Source organism: Alsobacter ponti, assembly GCF_024294805.1.
GTDB classification, from domain to species: Bacteria; Pseudomonadota; Alphaproteobacteria; order Rhizobiales; family Beijerinckiaceae; genus Alsobacter; species Alsobacter ponti.
This window is the reverse complement of record NZ_JANCLU010000015.1, coordinates 47,346-64,061: the sequence shown is the minus strand read 5'-3', so window position 1 is coordinate 64,061 and position 16,716 is coordinate 47,346. Positions and strand designations below refer to the sequence as shown.

General features: G+C 71.2%; 17 protein-coding genes. 4 read left to right on the top strand and 13 right to left on the bottom strand.

The annotated features are described in order from the left end of the window. Window positions 1–13 precede the first annotated feature (13 nt). Complete coding sequence (locus tag NK718_RS15225) at window positions 14–205, top strand: hypothetical protein (RefSeq protein ID WP_254743974.1); 192 nt, start codon at window positions 14–16, stop codon at window positions 203–205. Window positions 206–223: 18 nt separating this feature from the next. Here NK718_RS15225 and NK718_RS15220 read toward each other — a convergent pair whose 3' ends face one another. From NK718_RS15220 to NK718_RS15205, 4 genes are all read right to left on the bottom strand, one after another. Continuing rightward, window positions 224–649 (bottom strand): HIT family protein, encoded by a 426-nt coding sequence (locus NK718_RS15220; RefSeq protein WP_254743972.1) that lies wholly within the window; start codon window positions 647–649, stop codon window positions 224–226. Between the two features lie 59 nt (window positions 650–708). Continuing rightward, window positions 709–1,962 (bottom strand): GNAT family N-acetyltransferase, encoded by a 1,254-nt coding sequence (locus tag NK718_RS15215; protein WP_254743970.1) that lies wholly within the window; start codon window positions 1,960–1,962, stop codon window positions 709–711. A 110-nt stretch (window positions 1,963–2,072) separates the two neighbouring features. Then, complete coding sequence (locus NK718_RS15210; RefSeq protein WP_254743968.1) at window positions 2,073–2,819, bottom strand: glycerophosphodiester phosphodiesterase family protein; 747 nt, start codon at window positions 2,817–2,819, stop codon at window positions 2,073–2,075. Beyond that, complete coding sequence (locus tag NK718_RS15205) at window positions 2,819–3,286, bottom strand: RidA family protein (protein ID WP_254743966.1); 468 nt, start codon at window positions 3,284–3,286, stop codon at window positions 2,819–2,821. The genes NK718_RS15210 and NK718_RS15205 overlap by 1 nt, the downstream gene beginning before the upstream one ends. 200 nt (window positions 3,287–3,486) lie before the next feature. Here NK718_RS15205 and NK718_RS15200 point away from each other — a divergent pair, with 200 nt between their 5' ends. Further along, a complete protein-coding gene (locus NK718_RS15200) occupies window positions 3,487–4,326 on the top strand; it encodes a cell envelope integrity EipB family protein (RefSeq protein ID WP_254743917.1) in 840 nt (279 codons plus the stop codon). Window positions 4,327–4,720: 394 nt separating this feature from the next. Here the strand turns inward: NK718_RS15200 and NK718_RS15195 are convergent, their stop codons facing one another. Then, window positions 4,721–6,034 (bottom strand): DNA polymerase IV, encoded by a 1,314-nt coding sequence (locus NK718_RS15195; RefSeq protein WP_254743916.1) that lies wholly within the window; start codon window positions 6,032–6,034, stop codon window positions 4,721–4,723. 6 nt (window positions 6,035–6,040) lie between these two features. Further along, window positions 6,041–6,340 carry a DUF3572 domain-containing protein gene (locus NK718_RS15190; RefSeq protein WP_254743914.1) on the bottom strand — a complete coding sequence of 100 codons (300 nt, stop codon included), beginning with the start codon at window positions 6,338–6,340 and terminating at the stop codon, window positions 6,041–6,043. A gap of 98 nt (window positions 6,341–6,438) precedes the next feature. On the opposite strand from NK718_RS15190, the gene NK718_RS15185 reads away from it, so the two are divergent. Further along, window positions 6,439–6,810, top strand: a complete 372-nt coding sequence (locus tag NK718_RS15185) for a response regulator (protein ID WP_254743912.1) — start codon at window positions 6,439–6,441, stop codon at window positions 6,808–6,810. A 475-nt stretch (window positions 6,811–7,285) separates the two neighbouring features. Here NK718_RS15185 and rpmG read toward each other — a convergent pair whose 3' ends face one another. From rpmG to topA, 5 genes are all read right to left on the bottom strand, one after another. Beyond that, entirely contained in the window at window positions 7,286–7,453 is a 168-nt protein-coding gene (rpmG, locus tag NK718_RS15180; RefSeq protein ID WP_254743910.1) for a 50S ribosomal protein L33, read from the bottom strand. 139 nt (window positions 7,454–7,592) lie between these two features. Continuing rightward, window positions 7,593–8,333, bottom strand: coding sequence for an NUDIX hydrolase (locus NK718_RS15175; RefSeq protein ID WP_254743908.1), 741 nt, complete (start codon window positions 8,331–8,333; stop codon window positions 7,593–7,595). An 82-nt stretch (window positions 8,334–8,415) separates the two neighbouring features. Beyond that, window positions 8,416–8,838: a DUF983 domain-containing protein gene (locus NK718_RS15170; RefSeq protein WP_254743906.1), complete on the bottom strand. Its 423-nt coding sequence runs from the start codon at window positions 8,836–8,838 to the stop codon at window positions 8,416–8,418. Between the two features lie 10 nt (window positions 8,839–8,848). Then, complete coding sequence (rnr, locus tag NK718_RS15165) at window positions 8,849–11,206, bottom strand: ribonuclease R (protein ID WP_254744094.1); 2,358 nt, start codon at window positions 11,204–11,206, stop codon at window positions 8,849–8,851. 203 nt (window positions 11,207–11,409) lie between these two features. Then, entirely contained in the window at window positions 11,410–14,082 is a 2,673-nt protein-coding gene (gene topA, locus NK718_RS15160; RefSeq protein WP_254743904.1) for a type I DNA topoisomerase, read from the bottom strand. A gap of 465 nt (window positions 14,083–14,547) precedes the next feature. On the opposite strand from topA, the gene NK718_RS15155 reads away from it, so the two are divergent. Next, window positions 14,548–14,802 (top strand): hypothetical protein, encoded by a 255-nt coding sequence (locus NK718_RS15155; protein WP_254743902.1) that lies wholly within the window; start codon window positions 14,548–14,550, stop codon window positions 14,800–14,802. A gap of 3 nt (window positions 14,803–14,805) precedes the next feature. On the opposite strand, the gene dprA is transcribed toward NK718_RS15155, so the two are convergent. Both dprA and plsY read right to left on the bottom strand, forming a co-directional pair. Further along, window positions 14,806–16,119: a DNA-processing protein DprA gene (gene dprA, locus NK718_RS15150; RefSeq protein WP_254743900.1), complete on the bottom strand. Its 1,314-nt coding sequence runs from the start codon at window positions 16,117–16,119 to the stop codon at window positions 14,806–14,808. Further along, complete coding sequence (plsY, locus tag NK718_RS15145) at window positions 16,116–16,700, bottom strand: glycerol-3-phosphate 1-O-acyltransferase PlsY (RefSeq protein WP_254743898.1); 585 nt, start codon at window positions 16,698–16,700, stop codon at window positions 16,116–16,118. Before plsY ends, dprA begins: the two co-directional genes overlap by 4 nt. Window positions 16,701–16,716 lie beyond the last annotated feature (16 nt).

Sequence of the window (16,716 nt, the reverse complement as noted above, 5' to 3'; positions counted from 1 at the left end):
GCTTGGGCGGCAGGTGGCCACGTGGTTGGAGAAGCGGCGCGAGCGGCGTCGTCGGCGGGAGCGGTTCGAGGAAATCGTCGCCTGGATCGTCGTGCCCGCGCTGGCGCTCGCCGCGTGGTGGGGCTGGCTCCAGGTGCGCGACTACGTGAAGGCCGCGCCTCTGCTCAGCATCATGTCCGGCAAGGACGCCGCCCGCGAGCCCTGACCGCCTGACGCGCCGCGCTCAGGCGAGGGCGGCGCGAATGCGCTCGGCATGGGCCTTCAGCACGGCCGGATCGGCCATCGCGCCGGTGTGCGGGCGCAGAGCGACGCCGTTCCATCGCGGCAGCACGTGCATGTGGATGTGGAACACCACCTGCCCACCGGCCGGCTCGTTGAACTGCTGGAGCGTGAGCCCGTCGGCCTGCATCCCGGCCTTCACCGCGCGGGCGACCGTCTGCACGGCGCGGGCGAGGTGGGCGAGCGCGTCGGCGGGAATGTCGAGGATATTGCGCGCCGGAACCTTGGGGATCACGAGCACATGCCCGTCGGCGCGGGGCATGACGTCCATGAACGCCAGCGTGTGCTCGTCCTCGTAGACCTTCTCGCAAGGCAGTTCGCCCCGCAGGATCTTCGCGAACACGTTGTTGCTGTCGTAGGTCTCGCTCATGGGCATGCTCCGATGACGGTCGCCTTCGTCTCGCAACCGGCGGGGCCGGCGTCAAGCGGTCAATCCGGCGCGTCCTTGCGGAAGGGGACGTGCTCCCTCAGCTCCTCCTGGGCGGCGTCGACATAGGCCGCCTCGCGGCGCAGATAGTCGGCGACGGCGCGGCGCAGGGCGGGGTCGGCGAGGTCGTGGGCGGAGTAGGTCGTCACCGGCCGGTAGCCCCGCGCCAGCTTGTGCTCGCCCTGCGCGCCGGCCTCGACGCGTGCCAGTTTCCGCTGGATCGCGAACTCGATGGCCTGGTGGTAGCAGACTTCGAAATGCAGGAAGGGATGGTCCTCGATGCATCCCCAGTTGCGGCCGTAAAGCGTTGAAGCGCCGATGAAATTGATCGCGCCAGCGATATACCGGCCGGCCCGGCGCGCCATCACCAGCAGCACCTTTTCGGGCATCCTTTCGCCGACCAGGGAGAAGAAGGTGCGGTTGAGATAGGGCCGGCCCCATTTGCGGGAGCCGGTGTCCATGTAGAAGGCGTAGAAGGCGTCCCAGTGCTCCTCCCTGATGTCGCCGCCGGTCAGCTTCTCGATGACGATGCCGTCCGCCACGGCCTCCCGGCGCTCGCGCCGGATCGCCTTGCGCTTGCGCGAGGCGAGCGCGGAGAGGAAGTCCTCGAAGGTCGAATATCCCTCGTTAAACCAATGAAATTGCTGGTCTTTGCGCAGCAGAAAGCCGCGCTCGCCGAGCCCGTCCCACTGCTCGCGGGGCAGGAAGGTGAGGTGGATGGACGACGCCTCGGTTCGCGCGCGCAGCGCCCTCAGCCCGGCCACCAGCGCGTCCGTCGCCTCGCCGGCGCGTGGGCCCGGGCGGACCAGCAGACGCCTACCCGTAGCGGGTGTGAAGGGCACGGACACCTGGATCTTGGGGTAGTAGCTCCCGCCCGCCCGCGCATAGGCCTCCGCCCAGCCGTGGTCGAACACGTACTCGCCCTGCGAATGGCTCTTCACGTAGGTGGGGGCGCACGCCAGCAGAGTGCCGGCGGAGTCCTCCACCAGGACGTGCGCGCCGGCCCAGCCTGTGCGCCGCACGGCGCAGCCCGAGTCCTCCAGAATCTTCAAAAAAGCATGTGAAATGAACGGGTTTTCCGTATCGAGTTCGCACCTCGATTCATCGAATTGCGCTGTTCCAATGTCGTCCGATGCGGAAACCGGCACTTCGGGTCGAACAACGGGGTTGGCGCAGGCGTCCCAGTCCTCGGCGCGGATCGCGCCCAGGCTGGGAGCGATCCGCAGCGTCAGGTCTGGCGGCAGTGTCGTGGACATGCGGGCGGGCGCTCGGGCGACGGTGTCCTCTAAGCTAGGGCCGCGCGCGGCCGCCGCAACCCGGGCGAGCGCGCGGCGGCTTTGCGCGCCCGGGTCGCGTCAGTGTCGGGTCAGGGCGTGAAGCCCTCGAACACCATCTGGTCGGCATGGGCCGCCGCCAACTCGCGCTGGGCGGGGGTGCGCACCGTCCAGCTCATCACCGGCACGCCGATGGCGTGGCGGGCGAGGAAGGGCGGCGCGGTTTCCAGGTCCTTGACCTGCCAGGACAGGAAGTCCGGCCGCGAGTCCGGCCAGTGCAGCAGGTTGCGCAAGGCGTGCTTGCGCGCCGGCGTCAGCGCCTCCCACTCGCCGTGCTCGTAGTCGTGCTCGCCGACGACGCCGCGCGGCCGGTCCGGCGCGAGGTCGCGCAGGGCGGCGACGACGTCGGGGTCAAACGACTTCAGCGCCACCGGTCCATTGTACGCACCGACCACCTCGGCGACCCGCCGCGCGAGGCGCAGGTCGCCATTGAAGGCGCTCTTGATCTCGAGCACCAGCGGCGTGCGCCCGGCGAGTTCGCCGAGGAAGGCGGCGAGGGTGGGGATGGCATCGGCGCTGTCGCGCAGCGTCAGGCCGGCCAGCTCCGCCGCCGTGCGCTCGACGACGCGGCCGGTCGCGGCGGTGAGGCGGTCGAGCGTCCAGTCGTGGAACACCACCGCGTCGAGGTCGCGCGTCAGCTGCACGTCGCACTCGATGGCGAAGCCGCCGGCGATCGCCGCCCGGGCCGCGCCGATGGAGTTCTCGATCACCCCGGCCTTGCGGTCGTGCAGGCCGCGATGGGCGATGGGCCGCGCGGTCAGCCAGGCGGGGGCCGCCATCAGGCGACCTCGAACATGGCTTCGACCTCGACGCAGGCGTCGAGCGGCAGTTCGGCGACGCCGATGGTGGAGCGGGCGTGCCGTCCCTTGTCGCCGAGCGCCTCGACCATCAGGTCGGAAGCGCCGTTCATCACGCCGGCCAGCGCCGCGTAGCTCGGCACGGCGTTGATGAAGCCGCCGAGCCGCACGCAGCGGGCGACGGCGTCCAGCGATCCCAGCGCCGCGCGGGCCTGCGCCAGCACGTTGATGGCGCACAGGCGGGCGGCCTTGTACCCGGTCTCCGCCGTCACCTCGGCGCCGAGCTTGCCGACATGCTCGGGCGCGAGCTTGCCGTCGAGCCCGAGGCAGAGCTGGCCGGAGACGATCAGCAGATTGCCGCTGCGCACCGCCGGCACGTAGTTGGCGACGGGGGCGGCGGGGGAGGGCAGCACGATGCCCAGGTCCTTGAGGCGGGCTTCCACGGTCATGACGGTCCTCGCTGGCAGGCGGCCGGCGATCCGGCCCGAAACGCTCTGAGGCCCGACTTGTGGCGCATCGCCCGGCCGCCTTCAAGCCCGCGCTCGGAGGGATGACAGCGGCGCGCCTGCGAGACGCCGGTCCGACACGCCGCCGCCGCATTGCCGCCGCAAGGGGCCGCGCCTATCTTAGTCGCCAAACGGAGACTCCCATGCCCCGTCCTTGCTCCCCCGCCCGCGCCGGTCTCGCGGCCCTGCTCGCCGGCGTCGCGCTGTTCGCCGCCGCGTCGTCCGCCTCGGCCGGGCAGGCCATCGTCATGGCCGCGCACCGCGCCACCTACGACCTCGTGCTCGCCGAGGGCAGCTCGTCGGGCGGGCTGGAGAACGCGCGCGGGCGCATCGTCTACGAGTTCACCGGCTCGGCCTGCGAGGGCTACACGGTGAATTTCCGGCAGGTCACGGAGCTGTCGGGCGGCGATGTCGGCCGCCGCGTCTCCGACTCGCGCTCCTCGACCTTCGAGTCCGCGGATGGCGCGAGCATGCGCTTCAACACCGATACTCGCACCCCGCCGCAGCCCTCCGAGGCGACGGACGGGGAGGCGAGGCGGGTCGGCGGCAAGCTGGCGGTGGACCTGCGCAAGCCCGAGCGCGCCAGCGTCGAGCTGAAGGACGCGATGTTCCCGACTGCCCAGATGGAGGCGCTGATCGCCGCCGCGCAGGACGGCAAGTCGACGCTCGAAACGCGCGTCTACGACGGCTCGGAAAAGGGTCGCAAGGCCTACGACACCTTCGCCGTGATCGGCAAGAAGGCCGAAGGCGACGCGGCCGACGAGCCGCTGAAGGCCGCCGGCTGGGACAAGATCCCGCGCTGGCCGGTGTCGATTTCCTATTTCGAGGAGGGCTCGGCGACGCAGCAGCCGGCCTATGTCATCTCCTTCGAGGTGCTGGAGAACGGCGTCTCGCGCAAGCTCAAGCTCGACTACGGCGACTTCAGCCTCGTCGGCGACCTCAAGCGCCTCGACGTGCTCAAGAGCGCGGAGTGCGCGAAGTAGTCGGGCCGGCCCCGGCCCCGAAGCCCCGAAGCATAATCTCAAAGGGTGGGCCAGAGGCCCGCAGCCTAAAGGGCGGACCCCATCCGCCCATTCCCGGAACCCAAAGGGCGGACCTCGTCCGCCCGTCCCGTTCCCGGAGCCCCGGAGCGAAAGCGGAGGGGCATCCGGGACCCAGCGCATGGATGTTGCCGAGAAGCGGCGCTTTATCAGCCTTTTCCATATGGACGCGCTGACGCGCGACATATTGCGCTGGCCCCCGGATGCGGTTCCGCTTGCGCTGCACCGCTCCGGGGACGTGCGGGCTGGGAGCCCGCACTTTCAGGGGCGGACTGGCGTCCGCCCGGAAGCGGCGCGCTCTAGTCCATCCGCCGTCGCGCCGAGAATTTCCACCTCCTCAGTCCTTCCGCCGTCGCGCCGAGAAGACGAGGCCGTTCATGACGGCTTCGCCGCCGAACTTGTCGCGCAGGGCGTCGACGGCGCGTTCGCGGGTGGCCTGCCGGGCGGCCTTGGTGTCGACGAGGTCGCCGCGGTCGGCGTCGTCGCCGGGCACGATCTCCGACGCGCCGATGCCGATGAGGCGAAAGCGCGTGCCGTCGCATTCGCGGGCGAGCAGCTCCCTTCCGGCCTCGTAGAGGCGGGCGGCGAGCTGGGTCGGCGGCATCATGCGGGCGCGGGTGCGCGTCTTGAAGTCGTGCGTCTTGAGCTTCAGCGTCACGCCGCGCGCGGCGAAGCCGGCGCGGCGCAGGCGGCGGGCTACCTTTTCGGACAGGCGCAGCAAAGTCGGCAGCAGGCGCTCGAGGTCGCCGATGTCCTCGTCGAACGTGGTCTCGGCCGAAATGCTCTTGGTTTCGCGCTCGGGGCGGACGGGCCGGCGGTCCTCGCCGCGCGCCAGCCGGGCGAGGCGCAGGCCCTCCTCGCCGTAGCGGCGCGCCAGCTCGCGCTCGCCGAAGCGCTGGAGGTCGGCGACCAGCCGCACGCCGTCGCGCGCCAGGCGCTCCTGCGTCACCCGGCCGACGCCGGGGAAGATGTCGACCGGCTTGCCGGCGAGGAAGCTCTCGGCCTCGGCGCGGCCGATGATCGCGAAGCCGCGCGGCTTGTCGAGGTCGGAGGCGATCTTGGCGAGGAACTTGTTGCAGGAGAGCCCGACAGAGACGCCGAGCCCCGTCTCCTCCTCGACGCGCCGGGCGAAGCGCAGCAGCGTCACGGCGGGGCTCGCCCCGTGCAGGCGCTGCGTGCCCGAGAGGTCCAGGAACGCCTCGTCGATCGACACCGGCTCCACCAAAGGCGTCATGTCCAGCATCATCTGGCGGATGCGCCTTCCCTCGGCCGCGTATTTATCGATGTCGGGCTTGATGACGACGGCGTCGGGACACGCCTCCAGCGCCTTGAACATCGGCATGGCCGAGCGCACGCCGTAGGTGCGGGCGATGTAGCAGGCGGTGGAGACGACGCCGCGCTTGCCGCCGCCCACGATGACCGGCTTGTCGGCCAGCGAGGGGTCGTCCCGCTTCTCGATCGAGGCGAAGAAGGCGTCGCAGTCGACATGGGCGATGGCGAGCGCGTCGAGCTCGGGGTGGTCGAGCAGGCGGGGCGAGCCGCACGCGGAGCAGCGCCGCCCCGGGCGAGCCGGCCCGCGCGCCAGGCAGTCCCGGCAGACCGGCACGGGCCGTTCCGGGGACGCTTCGGCGGGTGGGCCGGGCTGCGACATCGACGATCAGCCTTCGCGCAGGCCCATGGCGTTCGGCCCGGCCAGCAGGTCGCGGGCTGCCAGCACGCGCTGCGGCGGCACGTCCGCGTTGGCGGCGAAAGTCAGCAGCAGCGATTCGTCGCCGGCGAGGTGGTCGAGCACCGCGACGAAGAAGCCGGGCGATTCGGCCGCCCGCCGCACCGTCTCCGGGGTCAGGCCGGTGAGGTCCAGAAAGCGTGTCAGGCGCTCGGGATCGGAGGCGAGAAAGCCCAGCGCCTCGACGGCGAGGGCCTGCGCCGCGTCCTGGGCGCGGTCCGGCCTGTTCATGCGGGACTCCGGATCGGTTTTGTGTTTCATCAACATGTTTTGGTTATATCCGAAAGCCGGGCGCTCCGGCGAGGCGGCGACGCCAAGGGACCGTTCGAATGGGCAAGACAGTACTGATCGTCGAAGACAACGAGCTCAACATGAAGCTCTTCAACGATCTGCTGGAAGCGCACGGCTACGCCACGCTGAAGACCTCGAGCGGCGTCGAGGCGATCGAGCTGGCGCGCCGGCACACGCCCGACCTGATCCTGATGGACATCCAGCTCCCGGAGGTCTCGGGCGAGGACGTGACGGAGTGGATCAAGGGCGACGAGGCCCTGCGCGCCATCCCCATCATCGCCATCACCGCCTTCGCCATGAAGGGCGACGAGGAGCGCATCCGCCGCAAGGGATGCGAGGCCTACCTGTCCAAGCCGATCTCCGTCTCCAAGTTTTTGGAGACGGTCCGGACTTACCTCGGGGATGCTTGAGCGGAACCTTCGCCGGGCTCGTGCGTTGCTTTAACGCTGTCGCTTTACGTTAATGCAAGGTCAACAAATTCAGTCGCCTCCGAACGCTTGGCGACCGCCAAACCCTGCGCTAGTGTTTCATCAAGAGCAGGGGACGCCTTCTCCGGATGGCCCTCCGCTCAACCCACCCTACGGATGCTCAGGTCCGCCGCATCTCCTGGGTCCCGTGGGGTTCGGCCGGCTCAGGAGCGAAGGAGAGGCCTCCTCCGACGTTCCTGGCCGGCCACCCTCTTCGGGCGTCACGCGCGAATCGCGCCAGCGCCGCAGGTCAAGAAGCCGCCCGATGGGCGGCTTTTTTCTTGGCGATCCGACACTCTCGAGCAGCGGCCCGCGGCGCGACCTTGCGAGGGCGCCGCGAAAACGCAAAAAAGCCGCCCGGAAGGCGGCTCTTTCCTTGGAAAACTGATGCGCCGCCGGTCGGCGACGCCGGCCAAGATCACTTGATCTTGGTTTCCTTGAACTCAACGTGCTTCTTCGCGACCGGGTCGTACTTCTTGAGCGACAGCTTGTCGGTCATCGTGCGCGAGTTCTTCTTCGTCACGTAGAAATAGCCCGTGTCGGCCGTCGACAGCAGCTTGATCTTGATGGTGGTCGCCTTCGCCATGGCGGTCTTCCTTCGTGTCAGCCGCCGGGGGCGACCAGTGTCGTGAATTCAAAAGCAAGCGGGCCGGTCAGGGACCGGCCGTGCGTTGGCCGGCAAACTAGCCATAAACGCCCGCTTGTCAAGGCGGGGGCGAGGCGCTCTACAGCTCCTCGCGCTGGAACTGGCGCTGGCGCTCGTAGAAGAAGGGAACCGGCTTCCACAGGGGCATGCCGGCCTCGATCCGCTGCACCAGCTCGTTGATGATGACGCTGGTGATGACCGGCAGGTCGAGCTTCTGCGCCTCGCGCGTGGTGACCCAGCACAGCTCCACCAGCTCGGTGTTCGGCCCGACGACGCCCTCGACCTGCCCGGCGATGGCGCGGCTGTCGACGGCGAAGAAGCGCGTGTCGAAGCGCTTGGGCCGGCGCGGCGGCGTGATGGCGCGGGCCACGAAGTGCAGGGCCTCGAGGTCCGGGAACACGCCGTGGCCGGCGAACTCCGACCACGGGCCCTCCGGCACACCTTCCGGGGCGCCGAACTCCTTGGTGCCGAGCAGCAGGCCGGTCTCCTCGAACGTCTCGCGGATGGCGGCAAGCGCCAAGGCGCGGGCGCGGGACGCGGAGGGGCGCAGCACGCGCGCCATCAGCCGCTCCTCCACCTTGGGTTCGAGCGCGCCGGCGGCGACCATGCGCCTGTCGCCCGCCTCGACGCGGCCGCCGGGGAACACGAACTTGCCGGGCATGAACTTGTGCCCCTCGTGGCGGCGGCCCATCAGCAGCTTGGGCGCGCGGCCGGAGCGGTCGACGACGATCAGCGTCGCGGCGTCGCGCGGGCGCACGTTCGGCCACTTGCGCTCGCGCGCCTCGGCGTTGAGCCGGTCTATGAGGGTTTGCTCGGACATCTTGGGGTCGCGGCGCCGGAGAAGGAGAAGGCCAGCTTTAGGGGCCCGCGCGAGCGAACGCAATCGGCGCGGGCGGGCCGCCTCAGCCCGGCGGCCGCTCGGTGGGGCGCAGCGCGGCCGGCTCGCCGGGCTCCACGCCGTCGCCGAAGCCGTGCATCCGGTTCGCCCATTGCAGCGCGACGATGATCCCCTTTACCGGCTGCAGCATCCCCAGCGACATCACCACGGTGAGCAGCGGCCACAGCACGACGTGCCACCAGACCGGCCAGTCGCCGTGCGTCTCGGCCGACAGCATGCCGCCGACGACGATGTGGCCGACCACGAAGATGACGATATAGGCCGGCAGGTCGTCGGCGCGGTGGTGGTGGAAGTGCTCGCCGCAGGCTTCGCAGCGCGGCGTCACCTTCAGATAGGAGGTGAACAGCCGGCCCTCGCCGCAGTGCGGGCAGCGCCCAGCCACGCCGCGGCGGATGGCGACCCAGGGGTCGCGCGTGTCGTTCAGCATCGTTTTGTCCTCACTCGCCCTGGCGGCCCCGCGGCCCGTCGCCGCGCTTGCCGCCCTGGGCCTTGCGGGAGGCCGGCGACGCGCCAGCCTTCCCGGATGCGGCGCCGGCCTTCGCCTTCGCCTTCCTCTTGGCCGTCACCTTGGCCTTTCCGTCGCCGCCCTTGCGCGGCTTGCCGGGGTGGGGACGGCGGCCGCGCGGCAGCGCGATCGCCCCCTCCGACAACAGCTCGAAGCGCAGCGCGCCTGCCAGCGGCACGGCCTCGACCAGCCGCACCGTGGCCGGATCGCCCAGCCGGTGCGTCTCGCCGGTGCGGTCTCCGACCAGCGCGTGCGCGGCCTCGTCGTAGCGGAAATAGTCCGCGCCGAGCGTGCCGGCCGGGATGAACCCGTCCGCCCCGGTTTCGTTCAGCCGCACGAACAGCCCGGCGCGGGTGACGCCGGTGATGCGGCCCTCGAACTCCGCGCCGATGCGGTCGGACAGATAATGCGCGATGAGCCGGTCCACCGTCTCGCGCTCGGCCGCCATGGCGCGCCGCTCGGCCGCCGAGATGCGCGCGGCGATCTCCGGCAGCTCGGGCAGCACGGCGTCGGGCAGCCCGTCCTTGCCGAAGCCCATGGCGCGGATCAGCGCGCGGTGGACGATCAGGTCGGCGTAGCGGCGGATCGGCGAGGTGAAATGCGCGTAGCGGCGCAGGTTCAGGCCGAAATGCCCGTAGTTCTCGGCCGCGTACTCGGCCTGCGACTGCGTGCGCAGCACCACCTCGTTGATCAGCGCCTGGTGCGGCAGGCCGCTGACGCGCTCGAGGATGCGGTTGAAGAACTCCGGCCGCAGCGCGCCCTGCGCGGTCAGCTTGATGCCGATCGAGGCCAGAACCTCGCCGAGCCCGCGCATCTTCTCCAGCGAAGGTTCGTCGTGGACGCGGTAGAGCAGGGGCGTGCGCCGCTCCTCCAGCGTCTCGGCGGCGGCGACGTTGGCGAGGATCATGAACTCCTCGATCAGACGGTGCGCGTCCAGCCGCTCGGGCACGATCACGCGGTCGACGTGGCCGTCCTTGTTCAGCACGATCTTGCGCTCGGGCAGGTCGAGGTCGAGCGGCCCGCGCACGTCGCGCGCCTGGCGAGAGCACTCGTAGGCCGCCCAGAGCGGCTTCAGCACCGGCTCCAGCAGCGCCTGCGTCTCCTCGTCCAGCCGGCCGTCGATGGCGGCCTGGGCCTGGGCGTAGGCCAGCTTGGCGCGCGAGCGCATCATGACGCGGTGGAAGCTGTGGCGCTTCTTGCGCCCGTCCGCCGCCAGCACCAGCCGCACGGCGAGCGCCGGGCGGTCCTCGTCCGGCCGCAGCGAGCACAAATCGTTGGAGATGCGCTCGGGCAGCATCGGCACGACGCGGTCGGGGAAATAGACGGAGTTGCCGCGCTCCAGCGCGTCGCGGTCGAGAGCGCCGCCGGCGCGCACATAGGCGGCGACGTCGGCGATGGCGACGGTGACGACGTGCCCACCCGGATTGTCCGGGTCGTCGTCCGGCCGCGCGTGGACGGCGTCGTCATGGTCCTTGGCGTCGGGCGGGTCGATGGTCACGAGGCGCAGATGCCGCCAGTCCTCCCGGTGCTCCATCGTCGCCGGGCGGGCCTGCTCCGCCTCCATCATGGCGGAGGGGGAGAAATCGCGCGGAATGCCGTGCGAGACGATGGCGACGAGGCTGATCGCCTTCTCGCTCTTCAGCGAGCCCAGCTTGTCGGTGACCTTGCCGAGCGTCAGGCCGAAGCGCCCCTTCTGCGTCAGGGCGACGGAGACGAGGTCGCCGTCGCTGGCGCCGCCCTCGTCGCCGGGCGGGATCGGGATTTCGCGGCCGAGCGATTTCTTGTCGACCGGCGCGAGCCGCCCGCCGCCGCCGGGGTCGGCGCGGAACACGCCCAGCACCATGGCCTTGGACTTGGCGAGCACCTTGATGAGGCGTCCGCTGTAGCCGCCCTCGCGGTCGGGCTCGATGCGCAGCAGCACGCGGTCGCCGACGCCGGGCGCGGCGAGGCCGGGTCGCGGGCGGCGCGGCGGATGGACGGATATGCGCGGGGCCTTGCCCAGCTCCTCCTCGTCCCACTCGGTCGGCCGGGCGACGAGGTCGCCGTCGCGGTCGCGCAGAATGACGTCGGCCAGCACCACGGGCGGCAGGGCGTCCGGCCGGGCGACGTGGCCCTTGCGGTCGAGCTGGCCGTCGTCCTGCATCTCGCGCAGCAGGCGCTTCAGCGCGACGCGGCCCTCCGCCTTGACGTTGAAGGCGCGGGCGATCTCGCGCTTGCCGACCGGGCCGGTCTCGCCGCGCACGAACTCCAGGATCTGCTCCCGCGTCGGCAGGGAGGATCCGCCGGACATCTCCTGGGGGGATTTGCGGGGCTTGGCCACGGTCGTGTCGTTCCGTCCTGTTGCTCGCGCTCCTTGTCGCACGCCCGGCCCGCCCGATCCACTGCGGCGGGCCCGGTCGTCACGACGCGCGCAGGGGCGCGCTCCGCCGGAGGGAGAAGAAGTCCCGCCTCATATGGGAGTTCCACCCGGGCCGCGAAAGGGCCCGGGGCGCGTCACTCGGCGGCGCTGCGCTTGGTGGCCGTCTTCTTCGCGGCCGGCTTTTTCGCAGCCGTTTTCTTCGTCGCCGTCGTTTTGGCCCCGGCCTTCTTGGCGGCCGGCTTGCCGGCGGCGGGCTTGCGGGACGCGGGCTTGCGCCCGCCTGCCTTCTTCGGCGCGGCGGCGGCGCGGGCGGCGATCAGCTCGACCGCCTGCTCGACCGTGAGGGCGTCGGGCGACATCGCCTTGGGGATGGTGGCGTTGACAGCGCCGTGCTTGACGTAGGGGCCGAAGCGGCCGGCGTGCACGGTGATCGAGCCGCCTTCGGGGTGCTCGCCCAGCACGCGCCCGGCCGGCGCGGAGCCGCGCTGGAAGCGTCCGCCGCCGCTTTCCTTCGTCACCACGAGGTCGATGGCCCGGTTGGCCCCGATGGTCAGCACGTCGTCGTCCTTGCCGATATTGGCGTAGGTCTTGCCGTGCTGGACATAGGGCCCGTAGCGGCCGATGCCGGCCAGGATCGGCTCGCCGGATTCGGGATGGCGGGCCACCTCGCGCGGCAGCGAGAGCAGCTGCAAAGCGAGGTCGAGCGTCAGGCTGTCCTTGTTCATGCCCTTGGCGAGGCTCTGGCGCTTGGGCTTCTCGCCCTCGCCGAGCTGCACATAGGGGCCGAAGCGCCCGTCGCGCACCGTCACGTCCAGCCCCGTCTCGGGGTCCTTGCCGAGCACGCCGTCGCCGGCCATGCCGCTGGCGTCGGCCGAGGCGGCGAGCTGGCGCGTGTACTTGCACTCGGGGTAGTTCGAGCAGCCGATGAACGCGCCGAAGCGGCTGAGCTTCAGCGAAAGCTGGCCGGCATTGCAGCTCGGGCACAGGCGCGGGTCGCCGCCGTCCGCGCGCGGCGGGAAGATGTGCGGCCCCATGATCTCGTTGAGGCTTTCCAGCACCTCGCCGGTGCGCAGCTCCTTGGTGGCGTCGAGCGCCGCCGAGAAGTCCTGCCAGAAGCGCCGCAGCACCTCCTTCCAGTCGATCTCGCTGTTGGAGATGCGGTCGAGGTCCTCCTCGAGCGCCGCCGTGAAGTCGTATTCGACGTAGCGGGAGAAGAAGCCTTCGAGGAAGGCCGTCACCAGCATGCCCTTGTCCTCGGCGTGCAGGCGCTTCTTGTCGATTTTCACATATTCGCGGTCCTTCAGCACCGCGAGCGTGGAGGCGTAGGTGGAGGGCCGGCCGATGCCCAGCTCCTCCATGCGCTTGACCAGCGACGCTTCCGAGAAGCGCGGCGGGGGCTCTGTGAAGTGCTGCGTGGCGGCGATGGCGCGCTTCTCCAGCGTGTCGTGCTGGCGCATGGGCGGCAGGCGGCGGTTGTCCTCGTCGTCGCCCTCGTCGTCGCGGCCTTCCTGGTAGAGGCGCAGGAATCCGTCGAACTTCACCACCTGGCCGGTGGCGCGCAGGTCGATCCGGGCGTAGCGGTGGCCGGGGCCGACTTCGGCCGCGATCTCGGCCGTGGTGCGCTCCAGCTCGGCCGACTCCATCTGGCTGGCCAGCGTGCGGATCCAGATCAGCTCGTAGAGCCGGGCCTGCTCGGGGTCGAGGTGGCGCGCGACATGGCGCGGCAGCCGGCCCATGTCGGTCGGGCGGATCGCCTCATGCGCCTCCTGGGCGTTCTTCTGCTTGGAGGTGTAGCGGCGCGGGACGCCTGGAACGTAGGCGGCCCCGTATTCCTGGCCGATCACCCGGCGGGCGGCGGCGATGGCCTCGGGCGCGAGGTCGACGCCGTCGGTTCGCATATAGGTAATGATGCCGACCGTCTCGCCGCCGACGTCGACGCCCTCGTAGAGGCGCTGGGCCACCTGCATGGTGCGAGCGGGGGCCATGCCGAGCTTGCGGCTCGCCTCCTGCTGCAGCGTCGAGGTGGTGAAGGGCGGGTAGGGATGCCGGCGGGCCGGCTTGGCCTCGATCGAGGCGACCGAGAAGCGCGCCGCTTCCAGCGCCTGGCGGAACGCCTCGGCCTGGTCCTTGTTGCCGACGTCGAGCCGGTTGATCTTCTTGCCGTCCGCCCCCACGAGGCGCGCCTCGAACGCCGCGCCGGCCGGCGTCGCCAGCGTGGCGACCAGCGACCAGTACTCGCGGGCGACGAAGGTCTCGATCTCGCGCTCGCGGTCGCAGACGAGGCGCAGCGCCACCGACTGCACGCGCCCGGCTGAGCGGGCGCCCGGCAGCTTGCGCCACAGCACCGGGGAGAGGCGGAAGCCGACCAGATAATCCAGCGCGCGGCGCGCCAGATAGGCGTCGACCAGCGCCTGGTCGATCTGGCGCGGGTGCGCCATGGCGTCCTTCACCGCGTCCTTGGTGATGGCGTTGAAGGTGACGCGCTCGATCGGCACGTCCTTCAGGGCGCGGCGGGCGCGCAGCGCCTCCAGGATGTGCCAGGAGATGGCCTCGCCCTCGCGGTCCGGGTCGGTGGCGAGGATCAGCCCGTCCGAGCCCTTGACCGCGCTGGCGATCTCCGAGACGCGCTTCGACGCCTTGGGATCGACCTCCCACAGCATCGAGAAGTCCTGCTCGGGCTCGACAGACCCGTCCTTGGCCGGCAGGTCGCGGATGTGGCCGAACGAGGCGATCACCTCGTAGCCCGATCCGAGATATTTGTTGATGGTCTTGGCCTTGGCCGGAGACTCGACGACGACGATCTTCATCTGCAACGACATCCATCGGCGGGGCGGCGCGATTCGCCCTCCGCCGCTTGGTGAAACCCGCACGGGCCTGGAAACTTTCGCGCGAAAGTGGGTCAAGCCCCCGGCCAAGTCAAATCGGCCGTTTGACGCGCCCTGGCGGGCTTTCGCCCGCTGGCCCTGTCTTCAAAGCCCCGCAGCGTCCGCGCGGCGGTGTCCGGGCCCGGCGCATGGATGCCATGGCGCAGCGGCGCTCGACGCCCGCGCCGATGCATCATGGCAATGTTGGCGGGCGGCGCAAGAAGGGTCGAGAAAACCCTGAAACGCGTCCGGCCTCTCGAAGTCCGGCCCGGTTTTTACATTTACAACCGCCGGTATCTTTTTTCATGGTAAACCACTGTGCGATATTGCCGGTGTAGGCGAGAGTGAGTCATACTTGCGGTTGTTTAAGCCCTAGCCCTTTTCCATGACCGATTCTTGGAGCCATTGATGTCCGGCAACCTGAACCCCAAGCCCGTCTTCGAAGCGCCCGCGTCCCGCGCGGCCCTGACTCGCGCCCCGGCGAAGCCGGTCGCCGCGCCCGAAAACCCCCAGAACATCCAGGAAGTCTCCCGCTATGTCGGGCAGATGGCGACGGAGATGGCCGCGCTGGCGCGCGGCGCCAAGCTCGACGTCCTCGCCTACTTCCTCGAAATGGCGCGGATCGAGGCCCAGTCCATCGCCATGAAGGTCCGGGCCGACTGAGCCTCAGCCGCCGGGTTTTCCATCGCCCGGCGGACGCAGCGACACGAGGGCGGCCCCGTGCCGATCGAGGCGGCCCTTCTCCTCCAGGTCGAAGAGAACGAGCTGCACCGTCCGGCTTGCGAGCCCGGAGGCGCGCACCAGTTCGTCCACCGGCACCGGGGAGACGCCGAGCAGCGCCGTCACCGTCTCGCGCGGGGAGCGGGGCGGCGCACCCGCGTCGTCCTCCGCGTCGCCGAACGCGGCGGCGGGCCCGGCTGCCGCGTTCGCCCGCGCGGCCGGCGGCGGAGCGTCGCCGCGCCCGGCGGCCGACGTGCCGCCGTCGGCGTCGGCGTCGAGCAGGTCGTATTCGTCCCACAGCGGCTCGCCTTCGCCGTCGCGCGGCTCGCGCGCGCCGAGCGGGGGCGAAGGCGCGGGCCCGCCGCGCAGCGCCGGCTCCAGCGCCTCCAGCACGTCCTCGGCGCAGGTGACGAGCGTCGCGCCCTGGCGAATCAGCGAATTGGCGCCCTCGGCGCGCGGGTCGAGCGGCGAGCCCGGCACGGCGAGCACCTCGCGGCCCTGCTCCAGCGCGAAGCGGGCGGTGATCAGCGAGCCCGACTTGCGCGCCGCCTCGATCACGATGACGGCGTGCGAGAGACCGGAGACGATCCTGTTGCGGCGGGGGAAGTCGCGCCCGCGCGGCGTCCAGCCCATCGGCATCTCGGCCACGGCGCAGCCGGTCTCCAGCAGGGCGTCGAGCAGGGCGGCGTTCTCCGGCGGGTAGAGCCGGTCGTGCCCGCCGGCCAGCACCGCGACCGTGCCGCGCTCCAGCGCGCCGCGATGGGCGCTGGCGTCGACGCCGCGCGCCAGCCCCGACACCACGACGACGCCCGCCTCCGAGAGCTCGCGCGCCAGCCGCCCCGCCAGCGCGAGCCCGCCGGCCGAGGCGTTGCGGGAGCCGACCATGGCGACGCACGGCCGGCCCAGCACGCCGGCCTCTCCGCGCACCGCGATCAGCGGCGGGGCGGTGTCGGTCGCCGCCAGCAGGCGCGGATACTCCGCTTCCCCGGTCGCCACGAAGCGCACGCCCCAGCGGCGCGCCGCCTCCATCTCGCGCTCGATCTCGGCGGCCATGGGGATGCGCAGCTCGCCGCGCCCGCGCCGGCGCGCCAGCTCCGGCAGCGCCCGTAGCGCCTCGCCGGCGCCCCCGTAGCGGTTGACCAAAGCGCGGAAGGTGCGCGGGCCGATACCCTCGCAGCGGATCAGCCGCAGCCAGTCGAAGCGCTGCGCGTCGGAGAGGCGCGGCGCGCCGCCCCCGCTCGGCGGGCCGCCCGCGTTCACCCCTTGGCCCCGATCCTGGATTCGGCGCCGGCGCGCAGCCGGGCGATGTTCTCGCGGTGCTTCCACCACAGCAGCGCCGCCAGCAGCGCGAAGACGAGCGCGGCGTCGGGCCGGCCGAGCGCCAGCAGCACAAGCGGGCTCGCCGCGCTGGCGACCAGCGCTGACAGCGAGGAGTAGCGGAACAGCCAGGCGCAGCCGAGCCAGATCGCCGCGAAGGCGAGGCCGGCGGGCCACGCGGTCCCGCTCAGCGCGCCGAGGAAGGTGGCGACGCCCTTGCCGCCCTTGAACCCGAGCCAGACGGGAAAGACGTGGCCGAGGAACGCGCCCACCGCCGCCGCCAGCGCGGCCTGCGGCCCGCCCCAGGCGGCCATGACCAGCACGGCGACCGTGCCCTTCAGCGCGTCGCCGAGCAGCGTCGCCGCCGCCAGGCCCTTGCGCCCGGTGCGCAGCACGTTGGTCGCGCCGATATTGCCGGAGCCGATGGTGCGGATGTCCTGCGTGCCGGCGAGCCGCGTCAGCAGGAGGCCGAACGGGATCGACCCGAGCAGGTAGCCGACGACGAGGGCGACGAGGAGCATCATGGCGCGCGGTTCCGAT

Coding starts and splice junctions, on each gene's coding strand:
- NK718_RS15210 (WP_254743968.1), bottom strand. CDS start 2,819: ATGGCGGCCCCCGCCTGGCTGACCGCGCGGCCCATCGCCCATCGCGGC.
- NK718_RS15155 (WP_254743902.1), top strand. CDS start 14,548: ATGTCCGGCAACCTGAACCCCAAGCCCGTCTTCGAAGCGCCCGCGTCC.
- NK718_RS15185 (WP_254743912.1), top strand. CDS start 6,439: ATGGGCAAGACAGTACTGATCGTCGAAGACAACGAGCTCAACATGAAG.
- NK718_RS15215 (WP_254743970.1), bottom strand. CDS start 1,962: ATGTCCACGACACTGCCGCCAGACCTGACGCTGCGGATCGCTCCCAGC.
- NK718_RS15195 (WP_254743916.1), bottom strand. CDS start 6,034: ATGTCGCAGCCCGGCCCACCCGCCGAAGCGTCCCCGGAACGGCCCGTG.
- NK718_RS15190 (WP_254743914.1), bottom strand. CDS start 6,340: ATGAACAGGCCGGACCGCGCCCAGGACGCGGCGCAGGCCCTCGCCGTC.
- plsY (WP_254743898.1), bottom strand. CDS start 16,700: ATGATGCTCCTCGTCGCCCTCGTCGTCGGCTACCTGCTCGGGTCGATC.
- topA (WP_254743904.1), bottom strand. CDS start 14,082: ATGAAGATCGTCGTCGTCGAGTCTCCGGCCAAGGCCAAGACCATCAAC.
- NK718_RS15175 (WP_254743908.1), bottom strand. CDS start 8,333: ATGTCCGAGCAAACCCTCATAGACCGGCTCAACGCCGAGGCGCGCGAG.
- rpmG (WP_254743910.1), bottom strand. CDS start 7,453: ATGGCGAAGGCGACCACCATCAAGATCAAGCTGCTGTCGACGGCCGAC.
- NK718_RS15200 (WP_254743917.1), top strand. CDS start 3,487: ATGCCCCGTCCTTGCTCCCCCGCCCGCGCCGGTCTCGCGGCCCTGCTC.
- rnr (WP_254744094.1), bottom strand. CDS start 11,206: ATGTCCGGCGGATCCTCCCTGCCGACGCGGGAGCAGATCCTGGAGTTC.
- NK718_RS15170 (WP_254743906.1), bottom strand. CDS start 8,838: ATGCTGAACGACACGCGCGACCCCTGGGTCGCCATCCGCCGCGGCGTG.
- NK718_RS15220 (WP_254743972.1), bottom strand. CDS start 649: ATGAGCGAGACCTACGACAGCAACAACGTGTTCGCGAAGATCCTGCGG.
- NK718_RS15205 (WP_254743966.1), bottom strand. CDS start 3,286: ATGACCGTGGAAGCCCGCCTCAAGGACCTGGGCATCGTGCTGCCCTCC.